Annotated in this window: 11 protein-coding genes; 5 read left to right on the top strand and 6 right to left on the bottom strand. The window is 72.2% G+C overall.

Annotation, left to right across the window (positions count from 1 at the left end):
• Positions 1–134: 134 nt before the first annotated feature.
• From AB0924_RS27620 to AB0924_RS27605, 4 genes are read left to right on the top strand one after another with little or no spacing between them, the layout of a single operon-like run.
• Positions 135–1,328, top strand: a complete 1,194-nt coding sequence (locus AB0924_RS27620) for a hypothetical protein (RefSeq protein WP_366912824.1) — start codon at positions 135–137, stop codon at positions 1,326–1,328.
• 3 nt (positions 1,329–1,331) lie between these two features.
• The gene (locus tag AB0924_RS27615) at positions 1,332–3,119 is read left to right on the top strand and encodes a hypothetical protein (RefSeq protein ID WP_366912823.1); all 1,788 of its coding nucleotides are present in this window, start codon (positions 1,332–1,334) and stop codon (positions 3,117–3,119) included.
• On the top strand, positions 3,116–4,396 hold the full coding sequence (locus tag AB0924_RS27610; protein ID WP_366912822.1) for a hypothetical protein: 1,281 nt from the start codon (positions 3,116–3,118) through the stop codon (positions 4,394–4,396). Before AB0924_RS27615 ends, AB0924_RS27610 begins: the two co-directional genes overlap by 4 nt.
• The gene (locus tag AB0924_RS27605; protein ID WP_358936493.1) at positions 4,393–6,387 is read left to right on the top strand and encodes a vWA domain-containing protein; all 1,995 of its coding nucleotides are present in this window, start codon (positions 4,393–4,395) and stop codon (positions 6,385–6,387) included. Before AB0924_RS27610 ends, AB0924_RS27605 begins: the two co-directional genes overlap by 4 nt.
• A gap of 165 nt (positions 6,388–6,552) precedes the next feature.
• On the opposite strand, the gene AB0924_RS27600 is transcribed toward AB0924_RS27605, so the two are convergent.
• Together AB0924_RS27600 and AB0924_RS27595 are read right to left on the bottom strand one after the other, a co-directional pair.
• The gene (locus tag AB0924_RS27600; protein WP_366912821.1) at positions 6,553–7,938 is read right to left on the bottom strand and encodes an APC family permease; all 1,386 of its coding nucleotides are present in this window, start codon (positions 7,936–7,938) and stop codon (positions 6,553–6,555) included.
• Positions 7,935–8,870, bottom strand: a complete 936-nt coding sequence (locus tag AB0924_RS27595) for a carbon-nitrogen hydrolase family protein (protein ID WP_366912820.1) — start codon at positions 8,868–8,870, stop codon at positions 7,935–7,937. Before AB0924_RS27595 ends, AB0924_RS27600 begins: the two co-directional genes overlap by 4 nt.
• A 123-nt stretch (positions 8,871–8,993) precedes the next feature.
• On the opposite strand from AB0924_RS27595, the gene AB0924_RS27590 reads away from it, so the two are divergent.
• Complete coding sequence (locus AB0924_RS27590) at positions 8,994–9,605, top strand: TetR/AcrR family transcriptional regulator (RefSeq protein ID WP_358936499.1); 612 nt, start codon at positions 8,994–8,996, stop codon at positions 9,603–9,605.
• A gap of 114 nt (positions 9,606–9,719) precedes the next feature.
• Here the strand turns inward: AB0924_RS27590 and AB0924_RS27585 are convergent, their stop codons facing one another.
• The 4 genes from AB0924_RS27585 to AB0924_RS27570 all read right to left on the bottom strand — a co-directional run bounded on the left by AB0924_RS27585 (position 9,720) and on the right by AB0924_RS27570 (position 13,984).
• Complete coding sequence (locus tag AB0924_RS27585) at positions 9,720–9,911, bottom strand: antitoxin (RefSeq protein ID WP_366912819.1); 192 nt, start codon at positions 9,909–9,911, stop codon at positions 9,720–9,722.
• Positions 9,912–10,145: 234 nt separating this feature from the next.
• The gene (locus tag AB0924_RS27580) at positions 10,146–11,273 is read right to left on the bottom strand and encodes an LLM class flavin-dependent oxidoreductase (protein ID WP_366912818.1); all 1,128 of its coding nucleotides are present in this window, start codon (positions 11,271–11,273) and stop codon (positions 10,146–10,148) included.
• 99 nt (positions 11,274–11,372) lie between these two features.
• The gene (locus AB0924_RS27575) at positions 11,373–12,761 is read right to left on the bottom strand and encodes an NtaA/DmoA family FMN-dependent monooxygenase (protein WP_366912816.1); all 1,389 of its coding nucleotides are present in this window, start codon (positions 12,759–12,761) and stop codon (positions 11,373–11,375) included.
• Positions 12,758–13,984 (bottom strand): LLM class flavin-dependent oxidoreductase, encoded by a 1,227-nt coding sequence (locus AB0924_RS27570; protein WP_366912815.1) that lies wholly within the window; start codon positions 13,982–13,984, stop codon positions 12,758–12,760. Before AB0924_RS27570 ends, AB0924_RS27575 begins: the two co-directional genes overlap by 4 nt.
• Positions 13,985–13,999: the final 15 nt, after the last annotated feature.

Raw genomic sequence — 13,999 nt, 5'->3', positions numbered from 1 at the left:
TGCCGCCGGTTTTCCCGGTCCACCGTGCGACCGCGCTCATCCTGTTACCTTTTGAGACCAAAGGTCATCGAGGGGGACTGCGGATGTCCGGGGGACGGACGACGCGGCGAAGTTCGTCATGCGTCGTGTTAGAGGTGAGGCTGGCGCGGGAGGAGCTGCCCGCGGAATGGGCCGAAGGTCCGCTGCCCGCGTTACTCGCCGACGGGTCGGCCGCCGACCGTGACCGGCGTCTGACGTACTTCGAACCCCGCGTCGGCGAGTCGCTGTTCGGCACTCCGGCCCGCCCGTCCCGCTGGCACCTGCGCCGCCCGGCGGGCGCGGACGACCCCGCCGTGGAGGCCATGGAGTTATTACGCGTGCCCGCCGTCGCCGGTCTGCGGGAAAGTGATGCCGGCCTCTGCGTCCTGCACGTCCACCTGGGCGACGCCCCACTGACCGAGCTGGCCGCCCTCGCCGCCCTCCCCACCGACCACGCCCGTCTGACGAAGCTCTTGCCCAGGGGCGTCCGGGTGGCCGACGAGACGAGCCGCGCCTGGACCCTGGCGCACGTGACGTTCCCGCAGGGTCCGCCGCCCGCGGTGATGCCGGCGGCTTACGCGTCCTGGGGGACGCACGACCAGTGGCTGTGGCTGCTGGCCTCCCGCAGCCCGCTGGACCGCTTCGCCCCCGACCCCGAGGACTCCGGGCTGTTCGCCGGCCGGGTGCGGTTCTCCGCCGACTGGCAGGCGCTGGTCCTGCGGGACGGGGCCGCCTTCGTCGGCCTCTCCCCGGACCCCGGCGGCGACCGGACGTTCCACGCCGCCGCCGCGCACCACGTCCACACCCTCTATCTCGACGTGTTCCTGCTGGGCCGGCTCCAGTATCTGGGCGCCAATTCCCTCGCCAACACGGTCTGTGCGCTGACCGCTCGCGATTGCGACGCGCGGCGGCTGCTCCGCCTCGAAAGCCGCTTGATCGAGCTGCGCCGGGCCCTGTGGTCATCCCACATCACCTCCCGCGGAAAGGCCAACGAACTGCTCGAACGTTTCCAGGAACAGCACCGGCTGGACCAGTTGCTGGCGCACACCGGATCCGGCCTCGCCGAGACCGCCCGCTACGTGGAGGCGACCCGCTCCCGCCGGAGTTCCGTCGCGCTCGGGCTGCTGTCGGCGGTGGGTCTGCCGTTCGGTGTGGCGTACGCGGCCGGGGCCCTGTGGGGCGCGCCCGGCCCCTGGACGCTGCTGGTCGCCACCGTCGTGGCGCTGCTGCTCACCGTCGCGGCGTTCCTACTGCTCCGGCCGCTGCGAGGGCTCGTGTCCGACACGGTGTGGGACAGGGCGGAGGACTGAACGATGACCCTGGTGGCGCTCTACCGTTCCGCTCCGCTCAGGCAGCGGATCGCCAAGGGATACAGCGTGTACGTCCCCGAACCCCGTCCCGGCCGGGGCGCCGCGGATCTGGTCGCCGCGCTGCTGGCCCACCCTCCGCGGCTCCCCGCCGGCCCGTCCGGGCAGCCGTACGTCCTGCGGGGCGGCGCGCGCACCCGTGGTGCGCTGTGGATCGACACCGGCCGCGTCTCGCTGCACGACCCGGCGGCCCGGGCACACGCGGCCCAAGCCCTGGCCATGTCCGTCGCCCAGGTGGCCGCCGACGTCCGCCACCGCGGCGGCCTGCTGCTCCCTACGGGCTGGCAGCAGCAGCCCGACCCGGTCGGCGGGCTCTGCGCCGACCTGCACTCCGTGGAGGTGCTGAACCCCGTTCAGCGCGAGGCGTTCACCAACCTCGTACGGGAGCACTCCGCATCCCTGATCGCCCTGACCGGCCGCCAGTTGTACGGCCCCGGCGGCGTCGCACCCGGTGGCTCGGCTCGCTTGTCTCGCTCGTTCGACCAGGTCAGCGCCCGCTATCTGGACTCCTGCGCGCCGGACCATCTGGAACGGGTGCGGATCAGACTGCGCCAGGAGGAGCGGGTCGGCCGTCTCGAGGCCATGGATGTCAGTCCGCTCGGGCTGCCGGAGGCGGACTCCGGCGGAGATGTCACGGTGCGGCTGTTCGACGCCCAGGTCACCGTCGCCGGCGCGCTGGCTCACGCCCTGCTCGTGCAGGCCCTGTCCATGTGGTCGCGTGAGCTGGAACGCACGGGACGGCGGGTGCGTCAGGTGCCGCAGTTCCTGGTGGAGCGGAACCGCGCCCGGGCCATCGCCCACGGTCTGGCCGCCGAGCTCCAGGTCGACCAGGGCAAGCGTGCCGAAGAGGCCCCCCAGACGCGGCCGGCCGGCCGCGCGGTGCGCGCGCTGCTGTCCGAACTCGTGCCGCACTTGAGTCAGCTGGACGCGACTGCCGACGAACTGGCGCCCCTGTTCCTCGGCGTGGAGCTGGCCGAGTCGGCGGCCACCTCCGGCTTCGTGCGCAACGAGAACGACGTGCTGGCCCGCTGGCACACGGTCGACCGCAACGCCCTGGCGCCCGAAAGCCTCGCCCAGGGCCTGGCCACCCCGGACTGGCTGACCGCCGACCACCTCAGCGCGATCAACAAAGGCCTAGCCCCCGGCAGTTGGGCGACGGCCCGTATCTGGCTCACGGACCGTGTGACGGAGCCCGCGCCGCGGCCGGACCGGAACCATGAGGCGCAGCGGAACCCGAAGCCGGAGTCCCGCCGGGATCCCGGGCGCCCGGCGCCCCTCACGGCCGACCAGCTCCTCGACCGTCTCGCGAAGCCTGACCTTCCCGCGCCCGACGTCCTGGACGCCCTCCGCTCCTATTGCCGTACCGGCGGCATCCTCGATCTCACCCGCCCGCTGCGTTCCCGTGGCCGGGACGAGGCGCGGACGTTGCGCCGGGTACTGCGGCCGCGGTCCGGTCAGCGGGTGCGGTGCGAGGAACCGCCGGCGTCGTGGGAGGACGCCACGGCGACCCGTGCCCTGCGCGCCGCGGGCGAGCAGGGAGTCGCCCTGATGCACTGGGACGTGCCCGCGCAGGACCGCGCCCGGGTACGCGAGGGCCTGCGCAGCATGGGCCGGGCGCCCGGCGGCGTACGGTCCGTCCTGCTGACCGACACGACGTACACCGCCCGCGAGGACGAGAAGCGCGGCACGGTCGAGGTGCTGCTCGTCGCTCCGCGTGAGGAGGCCGACCGATGACTCAGCACACACCGGTCGTACCGGTCACCCTTGATCTTCGAGAGTTCCGGCACGTCCCCCGCTCCACGGACGAGTGCGTGGCGCTGTGGGAGCGCCTGGAACCGGCCGTGCTGACGCTGGACCCGCTGGCCGGGCCCCGGGTCCGGTTCGACCTGGGCGACGAGGGCGAGGTCGGGGTCTGGTTCCTGGATCCGGCCAAGGCACCACGCCCGCTCGGGGCCACCACGCGGTTCGCGATCCGGGGCGTCCTGGAGCCCCCCGAGATCCGGCATGCCTGCACCACCTGCCGGGCGGCACACACCACCACCTACGCGCCGTACAAGTGCCCAGGCTGCGACGAGGGCCGCCGCATGGGCCGCGTCTGCGAGGCGCACGCCGTGTTCCTGGACGGCAGTCTGCGTGCCTCCTGCCCGAGCCACACTCCCGAGTGCCGGTGCGGCACGAAGGCGGTCGCCTGGTGCGGCGGCCCGAACTGCCGTACGCGCAGGGCATGGTGCGCGACGCATCTGCGCCGTCATCCCGGCGATCCAGCCGTCGCCTACTGCGATGACTGCTACGCCGAGCGCTTCCCGGCCTGCGAGCACGAACGTTGCACCGGCAGCGGCTACATCCGCTGCGAGCACCGCACGCTCTCGGCGATGAAGCCGTGCGGTCGCCGCGTCTGCACCGAGCACGCCCGGCGCTGGCAGGTGTACGGCTCCTACAACCGGGGGCTGGCCCTGTGCACCCCGCACCACCAGCAGCTGTCCTCGACCCCGCCCGAGGGGCTGATCGACATGATCCTGGCCGGCACCGTGGCCCGCAACGGCCGGGGCAGGTCCGCGACCCGCCGCCGGGTGCAGTTGCCACGCATCAGCATCGTGCGGCACATCCTGATCAACACTCGCAGGACCGTGCTCGACATGGAGGCCGTCGACCGCCTCTTCAGCTCCCTGGAGCAGGCCCTGCGCGGCCGCACCCCGCGGGACACGAACCTCTCGACCGCTCTGGACCTGCTCGCCAGGCACCGCGCGTCACGACGCGAGGACATCGAGCGGTTCCGGGAGCAGCACGTCGAAGGACGCGGTCACTACGAACGTCTGGTGCAGGAGCTGCGTCGCGGCGGCCGGCACGAGCTCGCCGGAGCCGTGGAGTTCTCCGACTTCCGGCCGCGCAGCGGGATCCTGTTCGTCCGGGTGCCGGAGCACCTCCAGGGCCTCTTCCGCGGTAGGGGCGGTTCGTCCGTCAGGCAACTGGAACAACGCGTGGGCGTGAAGATTCAAGTGGAGCGCGGATGACTGCCTTCAAGCTTTCGGCGGCCGACACCCGGCTCGTGACGGCGACCGGCCCTGGCCTGGTCGCCGACAACAGGCTCGCCGTCTCGTCGTCCCGGCTGACGGACGAGTCGGCGGGCGTCCTCCAGGTGCGCGACACCGGCGGCACCCGTTCGGTGGCGGTACGGCTGATGCCCGCACCGGGCGTGCCCGCCGACGTGGTGGTGGTCCCCGCCGCCCTGGTCCATGAGCACCGCGTCACGCCCGAGGAGGGCTGGGAGCTGGTGTCGGCGGACGCGGTCACGCCCGCGGTACTGGAACTCGAACTGCCGCCGGGGCCGTCCCTCGACGAGGCCACGACGGTGCTGCACAGCGCCCCGCTCCTCTGCGGCCACGTCTTCGCCCACGGCTTCGAGAACGCCCCCGACGTCTGGATCGACGCCGCCGGCACCCTCTTCCGGGTGCGTCAGGCCCTGGATCACGGCGGCCGGCCCCTGAGCGGCCTCTTCCGCGTCGGTTCGAACACCCAGTTGACCCTCTTCGCGCCGGGCGAGCGCAGCGGTGTGGACATCGTCGTACTGGCGGACTGCAGCGGCTCCATGAGCATCGAGGACATCGTCACCACGCCCGGTGACGGGGACAAATGGCTCAGCCGTCTGCGCGCGAACCCGACGATCTCCCGCATGAACGCCCTCAAGGACGCGCTCGGCGCCATGATCGACGCCCGGATGCGTTACGACGGCGTGGGTACCCGATTCGCCCTGGTCCGCTTCGACCATGACCACGAGCCCATGTTCCCCAGCCGATGGGGGATGGAGGAGGTTTCGGACACCCACTCCGTCCAGCGCCTGCGCGAGGCCGTGTCCCTCCTCAACTACCGCCAGTCCGGCACGGACATCGGCAAGGCGCTGCACAAGGCCGGTGAACTCCTCCACCGCTACGGGGTTCCCGGCAACGAGCGCCTCGTCGTCCTGGTCAGCGACGGCGCGCACTACGCGCCCATCCCCGACGAACGCAGCGGCGAATCCATCTCCGGCACCCAGGATCCGGTGTCGCTCATGGAGGACCTGCACGCGGGCCTCGGTATTCGCCTGCACGCGGTCGGCATCAGCGACGAGGCTCTGTTCGACCGCTGGTGGCAGGCGCAGCGGCACCGCACCGGCTGGACTCCGCAGGCCCACGAGAGCATGGTGCCCAACCATCGGATGCTGGGCGAGCTCGTGTCCGTGGCGGGCGGCGACCGGCAGCGCATCGGCGGCTTGGACGTCCTGGAGAAGTACTTCGCCGAGTTGGGCAGCGGAGTCGTACGAGCTGTGGGGCGCCCGGCCCGCCCCCGCCTGCCCGCCCTCCAGCTCACCCCCGAGCAGCTTGCCGCCGAGCCGCAGCGCCGCGCCGCGACCGATCCCCGGCAGCGCCGCGCCTGGGAAACGGCGGCCGAGGACGCGCTGGTCGCCTACAGCAGGGTCTGCGAGGCATCACGGGCCCGCCTCGGTTACCAGTTGCTCCGTTCCTCACCGCCCGACGACTTCGCCCGCCTGCGCCGCCAGTGCGCCGACCGGGCCGACTTCACGGCCTGGCTGTCGGTGGCGTACCAAGTCTTCAACGAGCGCCTGCACGCCCCCCTTCGCATCCCCAAGAAGGATCCCGCGAAGGTACTCGACCTGCCTCAGCTCGCGGCGCCCTTCTGGGACGGCCGCATGTCGCAGCTGCACGAACTGCGCAACTTCTACCACCACGACCGTGACATGGAGGAGCGCGCCGAACGCAACCGTGTCGCGGGCGGCATCATCCACAAGCACACGGGCAGCTACGCCCCGCTGGAGGACGACGCCGGCGCCTGGTGCACTCTGCAGCTGGGTCTGGTGCGCGACCTGGCGGCCCTTCTCAACGAGGCCCACGCGATACTCGACGCGGCCCCCGACCCGGAGACGGCACCGGAGGAACCCTCACCCTCGGCGCCGGCCGGTCCGGCCGCGGCGGGCGGTATCCGCATCAAGTCGCAGGGCTACGACTGACGGCGAACGCCCACCGCACCGGCTCTGCCCGGTCACCGCTGCCCGAGTCCCCGCCTGCAGCTCGAAGCACGCACGGTCGACACGCTCCGGCAGCTCACGGGCGCCGTCAGGTGGTACGCCCGGGGTTCCCGGCCGCCGACAGCAGCCGGGAACCCCGGGCGTGGTTCATACCGTCGGCAGGAGGGGGCCGGAGGCCTCCGGCTCCGTGGGGCCGGCTTCCTCGTCGGACCCGAGTCGCATCTCGGGGGCGGGACGGCGGAAGCCCCGGGTGATCACCGCGAGCCAGACGATGCCGATGACCAGCCAGCCGAGGCCGAGCCTGACGGCGGTGCCGCCGAGCTGGGTGATCAGGTAGACGTCGACCGCGGCACCGGCGGCCGGCAGGAGGAGGTACCGCACGGGCGAGTGCCGGACCCCGGACCGCCACTGCCGCACGGCGTAGGCGATCACGCAGACGTTGACGAGGGTGAAGCCGAGGAACGCGCCGAAGTTGATGAAGGAGGTGGCGTCGGCGAGCGAGAGGTTCATGGCCAGCAGGCCGACGGCACCGATGACCAGCACATTGGTGACCGGGGTGAGCAGCTTGCGCTGCAGGCGTCCGAACACCCGGCGCGGCAGGGCGCCGTCGCGGCCCATGACGAACATCAGGCGGCTGGTGCTGGCCTGGATGGCGACGCAGGAGGCGAACCCACCCAGCATGCCGACGACGTTGGCGACGTCCGCGAAGGTCTTGCCGCCCACGGTGGTGGACAGCAGGTACCCGGCGGAGTCCTGGTCGGGGAAGGAACCGCCCGGGTGGGCCCACTGCATCAGGAAGGAGATCACGACGAAGACGGTGCCGCCGGTCAGCACCGTGAGGACGATGCTGCGCGGGATGGTGCGCTGCGGGTCGCGTACCTCTTCGCTGAGGGTGCTCACCGCGTCGAAGCCGAGGAAGGCGTAGGCGGCGACGGCGGCGGCCGCGGTGACGGCGGAGAGGCTGGTGGCGCTGTTCCAGAAGGCGTGGCCGGCCGCGGGGGTGCTGCCGTGGCCGAGGCCGTAGTGGACGCAGAGCACCGCGAGCACGACGAGTACGGCGGTGACTCCGAGCAGCAGCACCCGGTTGATCCGGTCGGCGACCTTGAGGCCGATGACGTTGATGGCGGTGGCCAGGACCACGTTGATGACCAGCCAGGCCCACTCCGGGACGGCCGGGAACTGGGCGTGCAGGTAGATGGCCTGGAGCAGCCAGGCGACCATCGGCAGGAAGAGGTAGTCGAGCAGCAGTGCCCAGCCGGCCAGGAACCCGACGCGGGAGTCGAGCTCCTTGCGGGCGTAGGTGTACACGGAGCCGGAGCTGGGGTGGACCTTGGCCATCTTGGCGTAGCTGAGGCCGGTCAGCAGCATGGCGCCGGTGGCGATCACGTAGGCGGTGGCGGCGGCGCCCTTGCTGGTGGCGGCGATGACGCCGAAGATCGAGGTGACGACGGCGGGGGCCATGTAGGCGACGCCGAAGGCGACCACGGAGACCAGTCCGAGGTCTCCGTGCATGCGGGTGGGCTGATCCGTCACGGCATTCTCTCTTCCCCGAGCGCACGGCGGGCCTCGGTGGGGTCGTGCGGGAAGGGGGCCGGGGCGGTGGCGCCGGCCCAGGCGGCGGGGTCGATCCGGCCCTGGTAGAGCGGCAGGTCGAGGGGTCGGTCGTCGGGGCGGAACTGCTGCCACGGCCGATTGAGCGCGGCGGTGCCGAGCCGGCGGACGTTGGCGACCTCGTCCAGGTCGATCACGTCGGTGAGGGTGGTGTCGCTGTCGGCCGCGGCCTCGGAGCGCACGTTGCCCTGCGGGTCCACAAGCAGGCTGCGGCCGGTGCCGGCGGGCGCGGCGCAGTTGACGCTGGCGACGAACACCTGGTTGACGATGGCGTTGGCGCGGGCCAGCACGGTCTCCTGGGCCCGGTCGCTGCCGGAGGTCAGGACGACATTCAGTACCAGTTCGGCGCCCATCCAGGCCAGGTGGCGGGTGGTCTCCGGGAACCACGCGTCGTAGCAGATCGACAGTCCCACCCGGCCGACGCCGTCGAGGTCGAAGACGGTGAACTCGGCGCCGGGGGCGACGGTCTCGTAGGGCCGCCACGGGAAGACCTTGCGGTAGGCCGCTGCCCGCTCGCCGCGCGGGGAGTACACGGGCGCGGTGTTGTAGACGCGTCCGTCGGCGCCGCGCTCGTAGACGCTGCCCGGGGCCAGCCAGACGCCGAGGTCGCCGGCGATTTCGGCGAGCGCGCGGTCACGCGGGCCGTCCAGGGGCTCGGCGAGGGCTTCGGGAAGCTCGGCGGGGGTGAGCGTGGCACCGCCCGAGGAGGCGCCGAGATGCAGCTCGGGATATACGACCAGCGGCGCGACGGGGAGCCCCGCCGTGCGCCTTCGCACGTCGGCGGCCAGGCCGTCCAGGTCGTCGGCGGCGCGCTGGGCTGCCTGGGCCAGCACTAGGGGGAGAGGACGGGACATGGGTCACCAGGTCTGACTCGAGGGGATTAGTTAAACGAAATTTAGTTAACGAACCAGAGGAGGTCAATGGATTGCCACAGGTGAGATACGAACGGCGTTCGACGGTGTGCGAGCATGTCGACCATGGCCCGACCAAGGAATCAGGCGGAACGCCGCGCCCAGCTGATCGACGCGACCGCCAGGACCGTGGTCGAGCTCGGGGCCACGGCCACCAAGCTGCGGGACGTCGCCAGGGCCGCCGGCGTCACCCCCGCGTCGGTGCTCTACTACTACGCCGACATCCAGGAACTGTTCGCCGCCGTGTTCGAGCGCAGTGCCGCGACGTACTTCGTCAGCCGCGAGGAGGCCATCGCGGCGGCGGACGGACCGGTGTCGCGGCTGCGCGCCTGCATCCGCTCCGGCGTGCCCTGGCCCGGAGAAGGAGAAGAAAGCACCCGGCTGCTCTTCGAGCTGTTCCCGGTGGCCCTGCGCAACGAGGGCGCCGCCGACCGGCAGCGCACCTTCGCGCGCCAGCAGGCGGAGCTCTATCGCCAGGTGCTCGAACTCGGGCAGCAGCGCGGCGAGTTCACACTGACCGGCGACGCCCGGGCCCTGGGACGATCCTTCGTGGCACTGGAGGACGGCTACGCGATGGACCTGCTGGTCGGCGACGCGACCGCCCAGGACATCGAGGACCGCCTGCTCGACCACGCCCGCGTCGTCACGGGCAATCCGGCCTTCGCCCGGCGCGGCTGACCGGACGCGGTCCGCGCCCGCGCGGGTGCGGCCTGTTCGGGCCGACGCCTCGCACCCGGAGCACGACCGGGCCCCGGCGATCGACGCCGGGGCCCGGTTCGGGGTGCCGCGGGTTCAGCGGTCCGTCACTTCGCCGCCGTAGGAACGGTGCACGGCGTGGGCGGCCTTGTCGGTCTGCGCGTCGTACTTGTCCCCCGTACGCTCGTCGACCAGCCGCTCGGCACTGTCGACACCCTTGTCGGCCTGGTCCGGGTGGCCCTTGGCCATCTCCTTGGCCTTGTTCGCCATGTCTCCCAGCTTGCCCATGAGGTACCTCCCGGCGATACATGTGTGTCGTACCCGGCGGTGAGTACCCGCGGCGTCCGGTTCGATGCGTGCCGATCCCGCGCACGAGCCGGTCAGGCGGAGCGGGAGGCGGGCGAGGGCCGGCGCTCGCCGCCGCCCCGCCGACCGCTGGGACTGCGCCCCCTGCCGAGCCGACGGTGGGACCCGCGCTGAAGGCGACCGGAGTCCGGCCGCCTGCTTCCGGTCACGCCCGGCTCACCGGCGCTGCCACTCCTCGGCCAGGAGTTGATACGAGCGCACCCGGTCGGCGTGGCCGTGGGTGATGGTGGTGATGATCAGCTCGTCCGCGCCGGTGGCCTCCTGGAGTTGTTCGAGCTGGTCGGCGACGCGCCCCGGGGAGCCGACGAACTGGGTGTCGACGCGGTCGGCCACCAGGGCCCGGTCCGCGTCGGTCCAGGTGTGGGCGCGGGCCTGCTCCGGGGTCGGGAAGGGTATGGCACCCTCGGCGGTGCGGATGCTGCGGACCCACGGGCCGTAGCCGGTGGCGAGTTCGCGGGCGGTCGCGTCGTCCTCGGCGACGACGACGTCGGCGGAGACGCTGACGTAGGGCTTGTCGAGCTGGTCGGAGGGCTGGAAGGCGGCGCGGTAGCCCTCGGCGGCCTCCAGCACGGTGGCGGGGCTGACGTGGTAGTTGGCGGCGAAACGCAGGCCGTTGCGGCCCGCGACGTCGGCGCTCCGTCCGCCGCTGCTGCCGAGTATCCATACCTGTACGTCGGCGTACTCGCCCGGTACGGCGTGCGCTTCGGTGCCGTCAGCCGAGCGGTAGTCGCCGCGCAGGAGGGCGAGTATGTCGTCGACCTGCTCACCGTAGTCCTGGGAGCCGGCGCCGGGCTGGTGCAGCAGCCGCTGCTGGAGCAGGAAGCGGGGTGAACCGATCAGGTGCTCCGGGGAGAAGCGGGCAGGGATCACAAGGCCGTTGGGGGCGCGTCCGTCGACGACGGGGGTTGTGGTCGGCCGGGGTCCTGCGGCCTGTCCGGACGGTCGGCCGCCCGAGCGGCCGAGGCCCAGGTCGAGGCGGCCGGGGTGCAGGGCGTCGATCAGCCCGAACTCCTCGACGGTGGACAGGGCGGTGCGGTGACCGAGTTGCACGGCCCCGGAGCCGATCCTGATCGTCGACGTCGCGGAGGCGGTCAGGGCGAGCACGACGGCCGGTGAGGTTCCGGCCACGCCCGGGTTGAGGTGGTGCTCGGCGAACCAGTAGCGGGTGTAGCCGAACCGCTCGGTCTGCCGGGCGAGGTCGATGGTGTTGCGCAGGGCCTCGCCGGCGGTGGAGCCGGAGGAGATCGGGACGAGGTCGAGTACGCCGAGGGGGGTGCTGGGCATGGTCGGGGGCTCCTAGCCGTCGGTGGGCGCGGGGGCGGACCCCCGGTTGCGCGTACGGGAGTTGGAGCGGGGTGCGGTGCTCGGCCCCGCTTCACGGCGTCACCCGCCGGCCGGCGGCTGCGCGCGGGCGTCGGGGTGGGCCAGACCGAGGTGGTCGCGGAGTGTGGTGCCGGTGTAGTCGTGCCGGAACACACCGCGTTCCTGGAGCAACGGGACGACGGTGTCGGCGAACTCGTCCAGGCCGCCGGGAGTGATGTGCGGGACCAGGATGAAGCCGTCGGCGGCGTCGGTCTGGACGAAGGTGTTGATGGTCTCGGCGACGGTCGCCGCGGAGCCGACGAACGACTGGCGGCCGGTGATCTCGATGACCAGCTCGCGGATCGACAGGTTCTCGGCCGCGGCGCGTTCGCGCCATTGCCGGGCGACGGCGAGGGGGTCGCGGAACATCCGGACGCTCGCCCGGCCGCGGGCGATCGTGTTCTCGCCGGGGTCCGGGTCGATGTCGGGAAGCGGGCCGTCCGGGTCGTAGCCGGACAGGTCCCGGTTCCAGACGTGCTCCAGGTACTTGATCGCGGTCTGTCCGCTGACCTGCCGGCGTCGCACCTCACGCGCCCGCTCCCGCGCCTCGGCGTCCGTGTCGCCGAGCACGAAGGTCGCCGCGGGCAGGATCAGCAGCCGGCCGGGGGTCCGGCCGTGTCGGGCCAGGCGGCCCTTGACGTCGGCGTAGAAGTCCTGGCCTGCCTCCAGGGTGCTGTGCCGGCTGAAGATGGCGTCCGCGCTCGACGCGGCGAACTCGCGGCCCTCGTCGGAGTCGCCGGCCTGGAAGATCACGGGGCGGCCCTGGGGGCTGCGCGGCACGTCGAACTGGCCCGTGATGTCGAAGTGTTCGCCCCGGTGGACGAAGGCGCCCGCGCGGGCGTCCTTGAGGAAGATGCCGGACTCGCGGTCGGCGACGATCTCGTCACCGTGCCAGGAGTCGAACAGTTCGGTGGCGGTGGCGAGGAACTCCCGTGCCCTGGAGTAGCGCTGCTCCTGCGGGAGGAAGCCGCCGCGGCGGAAGTTCTCGCCGGTGAAGGCGTCCCAGGAGGTTACGATGTTCCAGGCGGCGCGTCCCCCCGACAGGTGGTCCAGGCTCGCGAACTGGCGGGCCACCTCGTAGGGCTCGTTGAAGGTGGAGTTGATGGTGCCGGTCAGGCCGAGCCGTTCGGTGACGGCGGCGAGGGCGGACAGGACGGTGAAATTGTCGGGCCGCCCCACCACGTCCAAGTCGTATATCTCGCCGCCCTGTTCGCGCAGCCGCAGCCCCTCGGCGAGGAACAGGAAGTCGAACTTCGCGCGTTCGGCGGTCCGGGCGAAGTGCGCGAACGAGCTGAACTCGATGTGGCTGCCGGCCCGTGGGTCGCTCCACACCGTGGTGTTGTTGACGCCGGGGAAGTGGGCCGCGAGGTGGATCTGCTTGATGGGCTTGCCCGTTGTGGGGTCGCTCATGGCCGTGGGGCTCCTCCGGCTCGGACGGCTGCGTAGCGGTTGGCGGGGCGGTCGAGTCCGAGCAGTCCGCGCAGGGTGTCCGCCTCGTAGGCGCGCCGGAAGGCTCCTCGGCGCTGGAGCTCGGGCACCAGGCCTCGTGTGATGTGCTCCAGGTCGTGCCCGATGGCTCCGGGGCGCAGACGGAAACCGCTCAGTCCGGCCCGGCGCCGTTCCAGGAGCAGATCGGCCAGTTGTGCGGGCGTACCGGTGAACACCTCGGCGTCACTGTCGTAGGGGTGTTCCGCGAGGTCGTCCAGGCGGGTCTTGCGGTCTTTCGCCGCGGCCGGGTCGTCGTCCAGGAACACGACCAGGTCACCGAAGATGTGGAGCGGCTCCTCGGCCCGCCCCGCCGCGGCCCGGGCGGCGCGGATCCCGGCGACAGCCGCGCGGGCCTGGTCGGTGTCGTGCGGGGTGATGTAGCCGATGTCGGCGGAGCCTCCCACCAGTTGCCAGGACAGGCCGTGGTGTGCGAGCGCGCTGACGACGGGCTGTCCCTGCGGTGGCCGGGGGGTGATCGACGGGCCCTTGACGCTGAAGTGCCTGCCCTCGAAGTCGATGTGGTGCAGCTTGTCGCGGTCGATGAAGCGGCCGGTGGCGACGTCGCGGATCTCCGCGTCGTCCTCCCAGCTGTCCCACAGGCGGCGCACCACCTCGACATGGTCGGCGGCCTCCTCGAGGAGCTCGCCGATCAGTGCCCTGCCCGCCGGGGTGTCGCGGTCCTCGGCGCCGAGGCGCGGGAAGGTACGGCGGCCGAAGTGTGCCGCCTCGTTCCGCCGTGCCGACACCTGGACGCGCAGGCCCGCGCGACCGGTACTGACGTAGTCCAGCGTGGCGATCGCTTTGGAGATGTGGAACGGCTCGGTGTGGGTGGCGACCACGGCCGGAATCAGCCCGATGTGGTGCGTCAGCGGTGCGACGCGCGCGGCGATGAGCACCGCGTCCAGGCGGCCGCGCACCTGGTCGGTGCGTCCGTCGGGCTCCGTGGGGTGCGAGGACTGGAGCCCGAGCCCGTCCTCGAAGGTCACGAAGTCGAGCAGGCCGCGTTCGGCCTCGGTCACGAGGCCGGCCCAGTAGCCGGCGGTGAGCAGGTCGTGGGGCCGGGCGCCTGGCTCACGCCATGCGGCCGGGTGCCAGCCCGTGCCGTCGAGCGCGACGGCGAGGTGGAGCGGAGGGGATGCGGACACGAAAGGGCTGCCTTC

Source organism: Streptomyces sp. NPDC047869 (assembly GCF_040704065.1).
Classification (GTDB): Bacteria; Actinomycetota; Actinomycetes; order Streptomycetales; family Streptomycetaceae; genus Streptomyces.
The sequence above is the reverse complement of the archived record's forward strand: the minus strand, read 5'-3'. Positions and strand labels throughout refer to the sequence as shown.